14 protein-coding genes are annotated in these 16286 nt (G+C 59.2%); 2 read left to right on the top strand and 12 right to left on the bottom strand.

Going from position 1 to position 16286, the window contains the following annotated elements; all coding sequences use genetic code 11:
* Positions 1 to 195: 195 nt before the first annotated feature.
* Positions 196 to 696: an ATP-dependent zinc protease gene (locus tag VF672_RS00460; protein WP_331100236.1), complete on the top strand. Its 501-nt coding sequence runs from the start codon at positions 196 to 198 to the stop codon at positions 694 to 696.
* Positions 697 to 791: 95 nt separating this feature from the next.
* Here VF672_RS00460 and VF672_RS00455 read toward each other — a convergent pair whose 3' ends face one another.
* The 11 genes from VF672_RS00455 to VF672_RS00405 form a co-directional block, all read right to left on the bottom strand.
* Positions 792 to 1421 carry a glutathione S-transferase gene (locus VF672_RS00455; RefSeq protein ID WP_331100234.1) on the bottom strand — a complete coding sequence of 210 codons (630 nt, stop codon included), beginning with the start codon at positions 1419 to 1421 and terminating at the stop codon, positions 792 to 794.
* Between the two features lie 106 nt (positions 1422 to 1527).
* Entirely contained in the window at positions 1528 to 2841 is a 1314-nt protein-coding gene (locus VF672_RS00450) for an MFS transporter (RefSeq protein WP_331100231.1), read from the bottom strand.
* 585 nt (positions 2842 to 3426) lie between these two features.
* Complete coding sequence (locus tag VF672_RS00445) at positions 3427 to 3912, bottom strand: hypothetical protein (protein ID WP_331100229.1); 486 nt, start codon at positions 3910 to 3912, stop codon at positions 3427 to 3429.
* A gap of 14 nt (positions 3913 to 3926) precedes the next feature.
* On the bottom strand, positions 3927 to 4415 hold the full coding sequence (locus tag VF672_RS00440; protein WP_331100227.1) for an Hcp family type VI secretion system effector: 489 nt from the start codon (positions 4413 to 4415) through the stop codon (positions 3927 to 3929).
* A gap of 282 nt (positions 4416 to 4697) precedes the next feature.
* Positions 4698 to 4889: a hypothetical protein gene (locus VF672_RS00435; protein ID WP_331100225.1), complete on the bottom strand. Its 192-nt coding sequence runs from the start codon at positions 4887 to 4889 to the stop codon at positions 4698 to 4700.
* On the bottom strand, positions 4886 to 6025 hold the full coding sequence (locus VF672_RS00430; protein ID WP_331100223.1) for a PepSY-associated TM helix domain-containing protein: 1140 nt from the start codon (positions 6023 to 6025) through the stop codon (positions 4886 to 4888). The genes VF672_RS00435 and VF672_RS00430 overlap by 4 nt, the downstream gene beginning before the upstream one ends.
* Before the next feature lie 81 nt (positions 6026 to 6106).
* Positions 6107 to 8542, bottom strand: a complete 2436-nt coding sequence (locus VF672_RS00425; protein WP_331100221.1) for a TonB-dependent siderophore receptor — start codon at positions 8540 to 8542, stop codon at positions 6107 to 6109.
* Between the two features lie 106 nt (positions 8543 to 8648).
* Positions 8649 to 9641 carry a FecR family protein gene (locus VF672_RS00420; protein WP_331100219.1) on the bottom strand — a complete coding sequence of 331 codons (993 nt, stop codon included), beginning with the start codon at positions 9639 to 9641 and terminating at the stop codon, positions 8649 to 8651.
* Positions 9638 to 10156, bottom strand: coding sequence for an RNA polymerase sigma factor (locus VF672_RS00415; RefSeq protein WP_331100217.1), 519 nt, complete (start codon positions 10154 to 10156; stop codon positions 9638 to 9640). The genes VF672_RS00420 and VF672_RS00415 overlap by 4 nt, the downstream gene beginning before the upstream one ends.
* 168 nt (positions 10157 to 10324) lie before the next feature.
* Positions 10325 to 11044, bottom strand: coding sequence for a 3'-5' exonuclease (locus VF672_RS00410; RefSeq protein ID WP_331100215.1), 720 nt, complete (start codon positions 11042 to 11044; stop codon positions 10325 to 10327).
* A 10-nt stretch (positions 11045 to 11054) separates the two neighbouring features.
* Positions 11055 to 12989: a putative nucleotidyltransferase substrate binding domain-containing protein gene (locus tag VF672_RS00405; protein WP_331100213.1), complete on the bottom strand. Its 1935-nt coding sequence runs from the start codon at positions 12987 to 12989 to the stop codon at positions 11055 to 11057.
* 233 nt (positions 12990 to 13222) lie between these two features.
* On the opposite strand from VF672_RS00405, the gene VF672_RS00400 reads away from it, so the two are divergent.
* A complete protein-coding gene (locus VF672_RS00400; protein ID WP_331100211.1) occupies positions 13223 to 13669 on the top strand; it encodes a response regulator in 447 nt (148 codons plus the stop codon).
* An 81-nt stretch (positions 13670 to 13750) separates the two neighbouring features.
* On the opposite strand, the gene VF672_RS00395 is transcribed toward VF672_RS00400, so the two are convergent.
* Positions 13751 to 15928, bottom strand: a complete 2178-nt coding sequence (locus VF672_RS00395; RefSeq protein WP_331100209.1) for a malate synthase G — start codon at positions 15926 to 15928, stop codon at positions 13751 to 13753.
* Positions 15929 to 16286: the final 358 nt, after the last annotated feature.

Raw genomic sequence — 16286 nt, 5'->3', positions numbered from 1 at the left:
CGCGCAATGATAAGCAGGCCGCGCCGGGACGTAAAATCCCGGTCAGCGTCGACGAATGTTTCACCTGTTTGTCAGTAGGCTCTGGAGTGCCCGGCTTGCCTGGCGCTGAGCGCGCATCCTGGCGCGAACCATCGGCAAAGTTACGGTCTAAACCGGGCATACGCCCCGCCCATTCATCACAAGGTAATCAGATCCGTGAAATCCCTTCTGGCGCTCATCTCTCTGCTGGCATTGCCGGTCATGGCTGCCGAGCCGACGCTGTACGGCCGATACGAATACATCCAGGTCTCGGAGATCGGCGAGACGTTCAAAGCCAAGATGGACACCGGCGCGCTGACCGCCTCGCTGTCGGCCAAAGACATTGAACTGTTCAAGCGCGATGGCGATGACTGGGTGCGCTTCCGTCTGGCGACCAAAGACGCCGACAGCAAGGTGTACGAGCACAAGGTGTCGCGCATCAGCAGGATCAAGGGCCGTTCCGAGGGCGACGATGACGAGGAGCCCGCTGACCCGACCAAGCGCCCGGTTGTTGATTTGGAGCTATGCCTGGGCAACGTGAAACGCACCGTGGAGGTCAACCTCGTCGACCGCAGCCACTTTAACTACCCGTTGCTGATCGGCGCCAAGGCCCTGCGCGAATTCGGCGCAGCGGTTAACCCGGCTCGCCGTTACACGGCCGACAAGCCTGAGTGCTGATGGCTTCCAGCAGAGATGTCTGCGTCGGGAAGCGGGGCGGATCAGAAGCCCTGGTCCCTCGCGGGGCAAGCGCTTCTTGATGGACGTCAGCTAGGTCAGGAAGGCGGCTGAGTCTCCAGCATCGACGGCCGCTGACTGACTTCGTAATACCAGCTCGCCAATCGCGGGTACCTGCCGCGCCAGCCTAGATCGGGCTGGCGGAAATCCAGATATCCCAGGGCGCAGGCCACGCTGATGGACGCTACATCAAAGTGCGAACTCAGCTCGGTCACCGCGTCATTCTCGAAATAGGCAAGGGTGCGGGCAATTTTTTCCCTTTGACCATCCAGCCACTCCGGCCAGTGCTTTTCCTCGGGCCGCAGGAACGTCTCGTACCGAATCAACAGCGCAGCGTCCAGAAGGGCGTCCGCCAATGACGCAAGCGTCAACCGCCGCCAGCGCGCCGAGCCTTCTTTGGGGATGAGGGGGTTGCCGACATGCTGCTGGTCCAGGTATTCGAGGATTACCCGGCTGTCATGGATCACGTTGCCGTCGGCCAGGCGCAGCGCCGGGATCTTCCCGCACGGGTTGTTGGCACAGACTTCGGCATCGGGACTGACAGGCGTGAGCGCAACGGCGTGCAGCGTGATTCGGTCTGCCTGACCCGTCTCGTGCAGCAGAATAAGCACCTTTCGAGCGAAGGGCGAAGCAGCGTTGTAATACAGGGTCATGCTGGGCGCAGACATGGACATTCCTCTGATCGGCACGGCCCTCCAGACTAGTCAGGGCCAGTGCGCTGTGCAATATCCCGATGTCACTCCGGACCGACTATAGTCGGCCCGGATTCAACGGTCAGGCTGTCGGGACGACGTCTGCCGAATCAGTCGGTGCGCTTCCGGATTGCTCCGAAGGAGTGCCGGTCAGCAGCGGCTTGGCGACAAACCAGATGATGGTAGCGGCGATGAGATCAAAAGCCGCCAGCGCTACAAATAACGGACTGTAGCCGACCTTGGTGACCATGATGCCGAGCACCAGCGTAAACAGGGCCGCGCCGAGGAAACCGAACATCCCACCCAGGCCGGTCGCTGTCCCCACTTCGTTCTTGCCAAAGGAGTCGGAAGTGATTGCGTACAGAGCACCCGACAGCGTCTGGTGCGCGAAGCCCCCGGCGCACAGCAGTGCGATGGCGACGTAAGGGCTATCGACGAGGCCAATGCAGCCAGGGCCGATCATGCACAGCGAGCCCAACACCATCACCATCTTGCGCGACGTCAGCAGCGACACGTTGAAGTGCTTGTAGAAGAAAGGACTCAGGTAACCGCCCAACACGCAGCCGATGTCGGCCGCGAGAAACGGCAGCCAGGCAAACATCGCGATTTCCTTGATGTTCATGTGGCGTTCGGTCATCAGGTACAGCGGAATCCACGCGTTGAAGGTCTGCCAGGCCGGCTCGGAGAGCATGCGTGCCGAAGCGATCGCGTAGAAGTTACGAGTACCGACGATTTTCTTCCAGCTGGCGTGCTTGGTTGGCGCGTCCTTGAGGTGCGATTCCTGGCCGGCCAGGATGTAGTCGCGCTCTTCATCTCCCAGCAGGCGCTGGTTGCGCGGATGCTTGTAGAAGAACAGCCAGCCCGCGCTCCAGAGCAGGCCCAGCGCGCCAACGATAATGAACGCGATCTGCCAGCCGCTGTGCAGAATTGCCCAGACCACAAGCGGCGGCGCCAGCAACGCACCGATGGACGAACCGATATTGAACCAGCCAATGGCAACGGAGCGCTCTTTGGCAGGAAACCACTCAGTGGTCGCCTTGATCGCTGCCGGAAATCCTGCCGCTTCAGTGATGCCCAGCAAGCTGCGCAGGAACGCCAGGCTCTGCCAGCCGGTGGCCATCGCCGCCGAGGCGCACGCAACTGACCAGGCGATGGCGAAAACCGCGAAGCCGATTTTGGTGCCGATGGCGTCGATCACGTAGCCGGCAACCGGCTGCATAAAGGCATAGCCCATCTGCCACGCGATGACGACGTGCGAGTACTGCTCTGTGGATATGTTCAGCTCGCTCATCATGGTAGGAGCAGCGACGGAGAGGGTGTTGCGTGCGAGATAGTTGACGATCAGGCCGCCGGTTATCAGCGCGACCATCCACCAACGGATGCCTTTGATTTTCATCGAGTCCACTCTGGGTATTGTTTTTATTGGGCGGCGATCGTTATACGTCGTCGTACGACTGGATTTAGTCAAACGCACGATTTCTTGTCAATTGAAATACCCATGAATTGCCATTGTATTTCTATATGTAACTGGATTGTCACCGGCGGGGCTGGGTTTTGGGTGATTGAGTGGCTGTGGAGTCGTGAGTTTCAGGGGCAGAACCCAAGCCTGCTGGATCTGTAAATTGCGGGAGGTCATGTGATGACCAGGATGGCGGAAAATGCTTGCCCCGCGCGAGGAGGAGCGTGGGACAAGCCAGTGGCTGGTGAGGCAAGGCGATTCGCTATTTTGGCTCCTCGTCACGCCACCAGCTGTATATCACTAGGTCTACACCGAGATAAAAAATGCCAAATAACAGTGTTTCGTAATCCAGGAAATAAGCACCTCGCACTTCTTCCACTGCAACAATCCAAGAGATGACGTACTTGAAGTAGAAGACTATCAGCGCCAAGCCAGTCAAGCATTGATAGAGTCTTGGTACGGTGATTCGACGTATACCCCAGATTACAAAACACATGATTGCCAGGGACAGACCAGTTCCCATCAGCGGCCGCCGTTCACTTTCAGGATTAAGGATGCTGACGAGCGTTGAGGACCGATGCCACCGGACACTTGGGCATCAATACTGACGATGACGTCTCCTGAATGAAAGGTCGGTAATCTGTTTTTGGTCGCCGAGGCGGATGTTGTTCCAGCGATCTTTTCCGCGATGCTCCCTAACGGTGACGCAAGTTTTCCTCCGATGGAGCCAACCAGGGTTCCTATCGTAGCCCTCTGATCATTAAGCAGGTCTGCTGAGTTTCGGCTCACTGGTTGTGACACCGCAAGCACCATCCGGCAAGGCCGCCCCTGTGCAAGCATTCGCTCGTAGGTTTCCTCGATCAACCGGATGACCTCAAAATGACCCTTGGTTATTTCCGGTAGGTTGATCGTTCTCAACGATGCGGCATCGTGCGGCTGCACGGTGAAGTGAATAAGCGTAAACACGACACCGTAATGGCCGACATGTTGGGTACGTTCGAAGTCCATGACATGTCCCTCGCTCAGCAATATTGCTTATTGCCGATCCTGTCCCATCCGCCCGTCACGCTGCCGGCCGCGCTTCCGTCGTTTCTTTTTTGCAGGGTGTAGGTCGAGCGGATCCGGCCGTAGTTGAGCTGGATGAGTTCGGTGGGAATGCCGTCGTTGGCGAGTTGGTTGTATTCGGCAATGATCACTTCTTCGAGAATGATCTCGTAGAACTTCATTTTGTCGCCCCCTGCACGGTGTACGGAAAGCTTCACTTCCTTGAAGTGCTCTCCGGCGCAGTTGGCTGCCATCAGCTTGCAGCTCGACTTGTCGAGCATCTTGGTCAGCGTCAGGTTGCTGAGCGTGGTACGCCCGGAAGTCGCGCCGCCTGCCGTGCTGGCTGTAACGGACGCGCTCTGGTAGGTGCCGAACGAATACCCGGTGATTTCAATCCAGTCTTTGCACTGCTCGTCCAGTGCTTCGCCAGGAATGCCTTCGATCCTCAAAAATGCGTCGAGCGCCATGGTGGGTCTTCCCGATGGATAGTGTGGATGCCCTGCCAGGGCGGAATATCGATTATCGGGAGGGTGACTCGCAGGGGGAGGCCAGCTTAGGAGTCGGAGCGTGCAGGACGCGTAGTGTTGTTTTGAGGGAAGCTTCTTACAGACTTGTTCGACTGATAACCAAGGGATGCCAGGCAGGATGCGATGTATCACCGCGGATGCGCGCGCCCCTGCCATCGTCAAAGCAAACCGGTCTCTGGGTACGGTTCGATGTAAATCATGTAGAAGCGGGGGTTCGGTGAATCAAACCCGCTTGCGCGCCATCAATCCCTTGCAACTAAGCCAGGCGGGGATCGCCATGCCAATCCACGAGAGCACGTCCCACGCTCCATCGCCGAGCAGGGCAGCGAACAGGCCGATCACGGTCAGCAGCGCGATCCAGCCCGGTTTGGCGAATGTCTTCCAGAACGCTGAGTGCTTTTTGTGTCGGGTCATGCCACTTCTGCCTCGACTGCGACGGTTTTAGCCGCAGCGACTGTGGCGCGACGGCGGACCCACCACAGGTACAAACCACTGCCCAGCACAATGATTGTCAGTACATCCAGCGCGGCCCACAGGATTTTCATCGGCATGCCGCCGTAGTCACCGAAGTGCAGCGGCTGCGACAGCAGGAGCGCGTCCATGTACCACGGGCGTCCCAGCGTCGCGGTCACGTGCAGGTCCTGGGCGTCGATCAGGACAGGGGTGAGCAAGTGGGAGGTCAGGTGCGTGTCGCCTTTCATGAATACGGCGTAGTGGTGTTCGCTGGAAAAGCGCGAGCCGGGGAAGGCGATAAAACTTGGCTCGGCGCCGGGGACGGTGGCTTTGGAGATATCGATCAGCCGGGTCGCCGGTCCGCGCTCGGCCAAGGGCGGGGCATCTTTGTACGGTGCGATCATGGTCATCAATGCGTCGGTGCGCCATTGGGCAATCACCAGATCCGCGCAGGCATTGAGCACGCCGGTCAGGCCGACGACGATGGCCCAGGTCAGCGTAACGACGCCAATCAGGTTGTGCAGATCAAGCCAGCGCACCCGCGTGGATTTATTCGGCCGCACCGTGGCGAAATCAAGACGGCGCATGAAGGGCGCGTACAAGACGATGCCGGAAACAATTGCCATGACAAACAGCAGGCCCATAAACGCCAGCAGTAGCTTGCCCGGCAGCCCTGCGTACATGTCGACGTGCAGGCGCAGCATCACCATCATGAAACCGCCATTGGCATTAGGCGTTTCCATCGCCTCCCCGGTGCGCGCGTCGAGCATGAAGCTATGGGATTCGTTGGGATCGCCGCCGGCGGTCTTGCCCATGATTGCGTAGACGCCGTTCGGGTCATCGTCGTCCCAACCGAAATACTGCATCACGTCGCCAGGACGATGCGCCTCTGCCGACCGGACCAGTTGCTCAAGGTCCAGGTGCGGTGTGCCGGCGGGCATTTCCTTAAACTCAGGAGCGTCGCCGGTCAGGTGAGCGATTTCGTGGCTGAAGATCAGCGGCAGGCCTGTGATCGCCAGCATCAGCAGGAATGCCGTGCAGATCAGGCTGGACCACGTGTGGATGAACGACCAGCGGCGGATGGTTTGGCTCTTCATGGGAGAAATCCGGAGTAGGCGAAAGCAACAAAGGCCGCTCTGTGGGGCGGCCCTTGCTTCGGGTAATGAGAGTTTAAACCATTACCATTTGTAGTTCACGCTCGCAACCACGCTCCGTTGGTCGCCGTAGTAGCAATAAAAGCTGTCACAGGTTGAGAGGTAGTCTTTGTCAAAAATGTTGGTCGCCTTGACTGCGACCGTCGTGCCCTTGAGCGTAGGGACTACCTGTCCAAGATCGTAATGCACGGCCGCATCGAACACGGTGTAGGCATCTGCCTTACCTAGCCATGTGTTGGCTTGATCGCCATAAGTGTTACCTGTGTAGCGAACGCCCCCACCAATACCGAAACCGTCCAGCACGCCGTCATGCCAGGTGTAATCCGTCCAAAGCGAGGCCTGCTGGTTAGGCATAAGTTGTAGGCGGTTACCCTTGAAATCACCTTTTTGCACGTCAGACTTCGCAAGCGTATAGGCGGCAATGATCTTCAGGTTATCGGTGAGGTCTGAGACGGCTTCAAGCTCTAACCCCCTCACTTTCACTTCACCGGTCTGACTGGTTATCGTGACCCCGCTGCTGTTGGTCGTCGTTACTGCGACGTTTTTCTGTGTCAAATTGTAAATGGCTGCGCTAAGAAGGGTGCTGCTGCCTGGGGGTTGATACTTGATGCCGAGCTCCCACTGCTTCCCTTCCGTAGGTTTAAAAGAGTCAGTCGGGGAGGCAGTTGCGTTACTGGTAGGCTGGAAAGATTCGGCATAGGACAGGTACGGTACGAAGCCAGATTCGAATACATAGCTGATTGCAGCGTTTCCGCTAAAGGCCTTGTCGCGTTCCGTGTTCGTTGCATCATCTTTGTTGAAAAACCTGGTGCCAGTGTGAACCCAGTCTTCACGACCGCCGAGCGTCACCCTCCATTGATCGAGCGCCATCTGGTCTTGAACATACACGCCAGTTTGAACGGTTTTCTGATCGTAGTCGTAGAACGCCGAGGAACGGGGTGGCCGGGTGATGGGTAGACCATACACGGGATTATTCACGTTGATACCCGGTGCGCTGCCAAAGATCGACGTGTAGTTGGTGTTGCTACGCTGCTGATCGAGACCAATCAACAACGTGTGAGCTATTTCGCCGGTGGTGAAGTCGCCTTGTAGGTTGTTATCTATGGCGAACTGAGAGATGTCCTCATCAGTGCTGGTAGTGGTGCGGGAGCCCAAGTTCCCTAGATTATCAACTTGGGTAAATGGGTAGGAGCCTGGTGTTATGGCTTGGAATGACAAGTCTGATTTCGTGTACCGCAGATTTTGGCGAAACTGCCAGGTCTCATTGAAACGGTGCTCGAATGCATAGCCCACCGCGTAAAACGTACGGTCGTAATACTCCCAGTTCGGATCCCCCAGATTTTTGTGGTGTGAGATGTCGCCAAAGGGCATCGTGATCTTCGTGCCCTGAATCGGGCGGAACTGACTGGTGATACCTGTATCGTCGCGGGTGAACTGGCTGAGCAAAGTCAGCTTGGTGTCCGGGTCGATGTTCCATGTGAGGCTTGGGGCGATGTTATAGCGCTTGTTATCGATATGGTCGATTTGAGTGCCGCTGTCACGCACCACTCCGCTTAAGCTGTAGAGAAACTGTCCCTCATCATCGATCATGCCTGTCGTCGCGAAGTCGATCTGGCGATGGTTGTCGCTGCCGTACTGCACCTCTAATTCATGGCTAGCCTCGGCTTGGGGGCGCCGGCTGACCATATCAAGCAGACCGCCAGGTGGCGTCTGCCCATATACCGATGACGCTGGCCCCCTAAGCAGAGCGACCCGGTCCAGGTTCCACGTGTCGAGTTTCGGATTCGCGTATACGCCCTTTGCCAAGGGCAGACCGTCGAGAAATTGAGTGGGCTCGAATCCTCTTACGCGCAGCCAGTCAGCGCGAGTATCACTGCCAAAACTGCTGGAAACGATACCCGGCATGTACTTCACAGCATCATCGAGATTTTGCACACCACGATCCTGCATCTGCTGTCGGGTCGCGACAGAAATAGAGCGCGGGGCTTCAACCAGCGCGGTGTCGGTTTTGGTACCCGCGGCGGTGCGCGTCGCCACGTACCCTTGCGCCGGCCCCCACGCATTTTCGAAACTTTCCTGACTGCCCTGAATGCTCGTGGCGGGCAGTGCCATCGCCCCTTCAGGTGCTGCCACCAGCGTGTAGGTGCCTGCCGTCGTCAGATTCAGTTGCAAGCCTGTGCCACGCAACGCCTGGCCCATCGCGCCAGAGGCGTCGGATTGTCCTTGGACCGGCGCCGATGTGCGACCTGCTGCGAGGGTCGGATCCAGCGACAGGGCCAGGCCTGCCTGACTGGCGATCTGCGTCAGTGTGGTGGAAAGCGGCGCGGCCGGAAGATTGTAGTCGCGGACGCTGGAAGTCTGGGAAGCGGCCATCAGCGGTGCGCTGAGCATCGGCGCGGCAATGGCGACGGCAATAGCCAGCAGGCTCGGTCGCAGGAAGGTTTGAAGCGTGCGGGACATGAACGGCACCTCGATGGAAATGGTTCTCAATGCCTATGTGCCGAACGAGATCAGAAAAGTGATAGGGCCGAGCGAAAATAATCTGGAGCAGTTGGCGAAGCTTTGGTTACAGCGCAGTGGCCGGCGGCTTATCGCGTCCGACCACCGTCACCCACCAGTGCGTCCGCGCTTCGATTTGCACCGGCAGCGTAGGTGTCAGAGCCTTGAGCGCCAGGTCAGTGTTGCTCAGCGGAAAACTGCCGGTGATGCGCAGGTCCGCCACGTCACTGGCTACGCCGAGATGGCCCTGACGATAACGGGCGAGCTCCGCGATCACATCGCCCAGACGCGCGTTATCGACCACCAGCATGCCGCGCATCCAGGCCCCGGTGCCGGGCGCAAGGGCGACCATCGGGCCGAGGCTGTTGCGTTGAATCAGCATCTGCTGGCCTTCGTGCAGCACCAGCTCGTGGGATGACGCCTGCGGATGAGCGGCCACTGCGGACTGCAGCACGCTCAACAGCGTGCCGTCAGCCTGCCGTTTTACCAGAAACTGTGTGCCCAGGGCGCGCATCTGCCCTTCGGGGGTTTCGACGATGAAAGGCCGCGTGTCGTTGTGGCTCCCGGTTTCCACGAAGATTTCACCTTCCTGAAGCACCACCCGTCGCTGTTTGGCGTCGAATCGCACGTCCACGGCGCTGTGCGTGTTGAGCCGGATCAGGGTGTTGTCCGACAGGCGAATCGTGCGTTGCTCGCCAGTGGCAGTGCGCAAGTCCGCAAGCCAGTAATCGACCGGAAGCAGGCGATCACCCAGAAACAGCGTCAAGCCCAGCGCCAGCGCGACGCCTGCAACCCCGCGGCCCAACTTGCGCAGGCGCACCCCCATGCCCTCACGGGAACGCAAAAGCGCCGAGCGTGCCGGGCCGGTGGTGCCGGCGAAACGCTGATCGACCATTCCCAGCTGCATCCATGCCCGCGCATGCTCGTCGCTGGCGGCGTGCCACTTGGCAAACTCGTGGCGCTCGGCTTCACTGCCGCGGCCGCAGTCCAGGCAAAGTTGCCAGGCAATGGCGGCGTCCAGTACCTGAGACGAAACGGGTCGAGTGGACACACGGCTCATGTTGGCTCGCCATACAAAGCGACGTAGCACTGGCGCAACCCCTGCGCCAGGTACTGACGTACGCGGGGCACCGAGACGCCAAGCCTGGTGGCGATCTCTGCGTGGGGCATTCCGTCAAGGCGGTTATACAAGAACGCGGCGCGCGCCTTGCTGGACAGCTTGCCCAACAGGCGATCAATGGCCTTGAGGTCTTCGAGAATCAGTTGTTGCTCTTCCACCGAAGGCTGCTCGTCCTCAGGAATCAGCATCAACTCATTCAGATACGCTTGCTCCAGCGCTGCCCGGCGAAAGTGGTCAAACAACAAACCTTTCGCGATCGAGACCAGAAACGCCCTCGGCTCGCGGGGTTCAAGCAATTGCTTGCGGTCCAGCAGGCGGATGAAGGTGTCCTGGCTGAGGTCTTCGGCGCGATGCGGGCAGGCGACATTGCGTCTGAGCCAGCCCAGCAGCCAGCCGCGATGGTCGCGATAGAGCGTTCCGACGAGCTGCTGCTGAGGACTTTGAAGTGACGACACAAGCGCACCGAGGAGAACAGAGGGGCTAACGAGAATTGTTCGCGATTGTGTCAGAGCAGCCCAATGCTGGCAATTGCTGCATGTAGGAACAAGCTGAACGGTTGATGTGCGAATCGCCCATTCATCTTGTAAGGCTGGTGATTGAGCTGGTGAGGAGGTGTACGGAAGCTAAAACGAATGGGACTGCTGCTGCCGTCGCCATTTCGCCACGCCGTGTTCCAGCTGCGCGGGGCTTTCGATCCCTTGCCGCCTGGCGTGGCTGAAGAGGATCAACGCGAGCTCGGCAGTCACCAACGCATCGGCACTGGCGTGATGACGCTCTTGAGCATGAAGCCCGAAAAACCGCGTCCAGTCGTCCAGGCCGGCCTGACGCAAATTCGCGTTCGGGCAAATGAAGGGCGCGATGTGAGCGACATCAGTGAAAGGGTGCAGCAAGCGATAGTCGAGGCTTTCCTTTAGTGCGCGGCCCAGCATGTGCTGGTCGAACGCGGCGTGAAACGCCAGCAATGGGCTGTCGCCCACGAACGCCATGAAGTCCAGCAGCGCCTCAACCGGCTCACTGCCTGCCGCAATCGCGCTGGGCCCCAGGCCGTGAATCAGCACGCTCGGGCTGAGTTTGTGGTCGGTGCGCATCAACGTGCGCTCAAACTGCTGTCCCAGATCGATCGCGCCATCTTCTATGACGACCGCGCCGATGGACAGCACCTCGTCCCGCTGCAAATGCAGCCCGCTGGTTTCAAGATCGACCACGACCCACCGTTGCTGGCGCAGCGTTTTCTGATCCAGCGCGCCTGGGCCGGGCAGGGCGAGCAGGCGCAGTTGCTGTTCGGGCGTGAGTTCTGGAGCGGCAGCGCGTTTGGGTGGCTTGAGCCAGCGGAACAAATTCATGATCGGTCGCTTACAGTTGGTAGCGCACGGTGAGGCTGGTCTGCAGCCGCTGCGCCTGACGGAACGACTCACGCAAAATCCGCCGGTCCAGATGATTGAGCACATCCGGGTCGATGCGGTTGGAGTACGGGAGGTTTTGCCGATTCTGCTGTTGATGCTGTTGCATACGGGTTTGCTGGATGAAGTGGTAAGCCTCTTCGTAAGCGGCACCGTCCAGCGGATCGATCACTTCTTTGGTCACCAGCTGACGCAATCTTTCCAGTGTGTTGCTCGCCTCGACGCCGTTGGCCAGCGCCAACAGTCGCGCACCGTCGACGAAAGGCGTCAGACCTTGGGTTTTAAGGTCCAGCGTGTCTTTTTCACTGCCTTTACGGGCGACCACGAAATCCTTGAAGCGGCCCACGGGGGGGCGTTGACGCAGGGCATTGTCGGCCATCATGCGCTGGAACAATGCGTTGTCAGCCACCTGAGCAAGAATGCTCTGACGCAGCTGATCGCCGCCGCTCTCATCGCCCCACACCACGCGCAGATCGAAATAAATAGAAGAGGACAGCAGATTCTCCGGCGTGGCTTCGCGAATGAACGAGCCAAACCGGCGAGCCCACTCGATGCGCGACAGACACAGCTGCGGATTGCTCGCCATGATCCCGCCCTTACACAGAGCGAACCCGCACGCCGCCAGGCTCTGATTGATCCGCTCGGCAATGGGCAACAACCGTCCGCGAATCTCGGCGGCCTCGGCGGCGTCCTTGGCCTCAAACAGAATGCCGTTGTCCTGATCGGTGTACAGCGTCTGCTCACGGCGGCCTTCGCTGCCGAAACACAGCCAACTGAAAGCAACGCCGGGATCGCCTTTTTCTTCGAGCGTGAGCTCAATCACGCGACAGACCATGTGATCGTTGAGCAGCGTAATGATCTGGGTAATCTGCGTGGACGAGGCGCCGTGGGCGAGCATCCGGTCCACAAGCTGGACAATGTCGCCGCGCAGGTTGCTCAGCGAGTCGATGCGCGGCGCGCTGCGGATGGTCCGCGCCAGATGCACCAGATCGACACGCTGCAACGAAAACAGGTCGCGTTCGGACACCACGCCGCACAGGCGCTGATCCTTGACCAGGCAGACGTGAGCAATGTGCCGCTCGGTCATGGCAATCGCCGCATCAAACGCGCTGGCGTCCGGGCTCAGGTAGAAAGGCGCCTGAATCATGCTGCGTTCGATGGGCTGGCTGAAGTCGGCGTTGATGTCCGCTACGACCTGACGTAAGTCGCGCAGCGTGAAGATGCCCAGCGGCGCTTTGGCCTCATTCACGATCACGATACTGCCCACTTGCTGCTCGTCCATCTGCCGCACCGCCTCGCGCAGCGGCGTGTCGGGAGCACAGGTGACCGGGTGACGCATCGCCAGCTCACCCAGCCGCGTATTCAGCGAATATTGCGTACCGAGTGTTTCCACCGCCTTCTGCTTTACTTGCTGATTCACCTGATCCAGCAGACTACTGACGCCGCGCAGCGCGAAGTCGCGGAACTCGCTCGAGAGGGCGAACAACTTGATGAAGGCTTGCTTGTTCAGCTGCAGGCAAAAGGTGTCCTCGGCGGCCAGATGCTCGGTGCGCGTGGCGCGTTCACCGAGCAGCGCGGCGAGGGGAAAGCACTCGCCCGTGGTAATTTCGAACGTGGTCTCGGTGCCTCGTTTCGCCGAATGCGGACGCTCGCCCACCACGCGTCCTTGTTTCACGATGTAAAAATGTTCTACTGGCCCATCGCTAGGCTTGATGATGCTCTCGTCTGTAGCGTAGAAACGTAGGTGGCACTGTTCGACAAGGTAGGCCAGATGGGCGTTTTCCATCTGGTTGAATGGCGGGAATTTTTGCAGGAACTGCATCGTACCGTGGATGTTCTGCAGAACGGCTGTTTTGCCTGCCTGGGTAAAAGCGTCCGCTTTGCTCATGACCGATACCGCTTGTTGTTATAGGTCCCATGGTCGACCGCTTATCGGGCAGTGCCCATTGGACGTAAGTCTTAGGTGACTGCAAAGGCGTTGGATCGCATCGAACGAAGGTGTAAAACCTCTGCAATGCAAGTAGCGCGAGGCTCTAGGGCCCGGCAGGAAGCCGAAAGGATGTGCAGCGTATCAATCGCTTGCGCTGTCAGAATTGGAGTCGACAGGAAGATGAGACGGGTATGTTCGATCACAGTATTTTAAGTGATGAAGAGCGCGAAGCCCTCAATGAGGTGATGCTCGCGCCTGCGTCACAATCGCCACAACGGGTGTTGATCGTCGATGACGACAAGGATGCTCGGGAAGTCCTGGCCGAAATTCTCAGTCTCAATGACATCAGCTGCATCACCGCCGCAGGCGGCACCAGCGCCATGCACTTGCTGCAAACCCGGCCGTCCATCGCGTTGCTGATTACGGATCTGCGTATGGCGCCGTGCGACGGGCTGGATCTGATCCGTCAGGTGCGCGAATCGGACCGGGCGGAGTTGCCGATCATTATCGTGTCCGGCGACGCCAACGTACGCGACGCCATTGATGCGATGCATCTGAGCGTGGTGGATTTCCTGCTTAAGCCGATCAACACCAAGCAGCTGTTGCGGCTGGTGAAGCGGGAGCTGGAGATGGCTTGATAGCGCTGGCGGTCGGCCGCGCTGGGCAATAAAAAAGGCGGTGTCCATTCACAGGGACACCGCCTTTCTGTTGGGCGCTTATTACGCGCTCTGTTTTGCCTTGAATTCCCGGCGACGGCGATGCAGTACCGGCTCGGTGTAGCCATTTGGCTGTCGTGCGCCTTCAATCACCAGCTCAACCGCCGCCTGAAACGCGATGTTGCTGTCGAAGTCTGGCGCGAGGGGGCGATACAGCACGTCGCCTGCGTTCTGACGGTCCACCACCGGCGCCATGCGCTTGAGGCTTTCCATTACCTGCTGCTCGCTGACCACGCCATGGCGCAGCCAGTTGGCAATGTGCTGGCTGGAGATGCGCAGCGTGGCGCGATCTTCCATCAGGCCGATGTCGTTGATGTCCGGCACTTTCGAACAGCCAACGCCCTGGTCAATCCAGCGCACCACATAACCCAGGATCCCCTGCGCGTTGTTATCCAGCTCGTTCTGAATCTCCTCGGCCGTCCAGTCGGTGTTGGGCGCCAGCGGAAGGGTGAGGATGTCATCGACGGAGGCCGGGGCGCGCTCAGCGAGTTCAGCTTGACGGGCGAACACATCGACCTTGTGGTAATGCAATGCGTGCAGCGCTGCGGCGGTCGGCGAGGGAACCCAGGCGGTGTTGGCGCCGGCCAGTGGGTGGGCGATTTTCTGTTCGAGCATCGCTGCCATCAAATCCGGCATGGCCCACATGCCTTTACCGATTTGCGCGCGCCCTTGCAGGCCGCATTTCAAGCCGATATCGACGTTTGAATTTTCGTAGGCGCCGATCCACTTCTCGGCCTTCATCTGCGCCTTGCGCACCACGGGGCCTGCTTCCATCGACGTGTGAATCTCGTCGCCGGTACGGTCCAGGAAACCCGTGTTGATGAACACCACGCGCTCGCTTGCCGCCTGAATGCAGGCTTTTAGGTTGACTGTCGTGCGGCGCTCCTCGTCCATGATCCCGACTTTCAGCGTGTTGCGCGGCAGGTTCAGCACTTGCTCTATGCGCTCGAACAACTCGGCGGTGAACGCCACCTCCTCAGGGCCGTGCATCTTGGGTTTGACGATGTACACCGAGCCCGTGCGGCTGTTGGCGCGAGAGGTGTTGCCCTTGAGATTGTGGATGGCCGCGAGGCTGGTCAGCAGGCCATCGAGAATGCCTTCGGGTACTTCGTTGCCCTGATTGTCAATAATCGCATCGATGGTCATCAGATGACCGACGTTGCGCACGAACAACAGCGAGCGACCATGCAGCGTCACGGGCTCGCCGGTGGGTGAGGTGTAGACGCGGTCGGCGTTCATCGTGCGTGTGAACGTGGCGCCGCCTTTTGAGACGTCTTCGGACAGGTCGCCATTCATCAGCCCCAGCCAGTTGCGGTAGACGATGACCTTATCATCGGCGTCGACGGCGGCGATGGAGTCTTCGCAATCCATGATGGTGGTCAGCGCCGCTTCCATCAGCACGTCTTTGACGCCGGCAGGGTCGGTCTGGCCGACCGGGCTCGTCGCGTCGATCTGGACTTCGAAGTGCAAGCCGTTGTGCTTGAACAGCAGCGACGTCGGCGCGGACGCCTCTCCCTGGAAGCCGATCAGTTGCGTGTCGTCATGCAGACCGGTATTGCTGCCGCCCTTGAGGCTGACGATCAGCCTCCCGTCGGCCAGTTTGTAGCCGATGGAGTCGACGTGAGAACCCGCCGCCAAAGGAGCCGCTTCGTCCAGAAACGCGCGGGCGAACGCGATAACTTTGTCGCCGCGTACCCGGTTGTAGCCTTTGCCCTTGTCAGCGCCGCCGGCTTCGCTGATGGCATCGGTGCCGTACAGCGCGTCATACAGCGAGCCCCAACGGGCATTCGATGCATTCAAGGCAAAACGCGCATTCATGACCGGCACCACCAGTTGCGGGCCGGCCATGCGTGCAATTTCTTCGTCGACGTTTTGCGTCGTGATCTGAAAGTCCGCCGCTTCTGGCAGCAGATAGCCGATGTCCAGCAGGAATGCCTTGTAGGCAACTGCGTCGTGGGCGTTGCCGGCGTTGGACTGATGCCAGGCGTCGATGCGTGTCTGGAACTCGTCTCGTTTGGCGAGCAGGGCTTTGTTCTTCGGCGCGAGCTCGTGGATGAGCGCCTCGGCACCGGCCCAGAATGCAGCGGCGTCGAGGCCGGTTCCGGGGATGGCTTCGTTATTCACGAAGTCCAGCAGGACGTTGGCGACCCGCAGGCCACCGACTTGAACGTGTTCCGTCATTGCTTGCCTCACTCTGCTCAGCTATCTGCGCTTCAATCACGAGCGCTTTCTTGTTAAAGCCATCGACGTCGCTGCGTGCCTTTCCAGAACATGCCGTTGCGGGCGGCTGGGCGAGGCGGCGGGCACCTGAAGTGGAACGCTTGAACAGGCTGGGGCCTTGCAGGAACGTCAGTCAGGCATCGGTTCGACATCTATGTAGTGAACGCAACGCGATACTACATGATGAATTGCGGCATGAAAAACAGCCTGAATGTGCACCGAGCGACTCAATTTAATCGTTCGGTCACGCCGCCGCATAGAATGTTCTCAAATAAAGCCAAGATTGTTCCAGATAATTATCCTGATCGTACACAAAAAC

This window comes from Pseudomonas sp. (genome assembly GCF_036387035.1).
GTDB lineage: Bacteria > Pseudomonadota > Gammaproteobacteria > Pseudomonadales > Pseudomonadaceae > Aquipseudomonas.
This window is presented reverse-complemented; position numbering and strand designations above follow the sequence as displayed.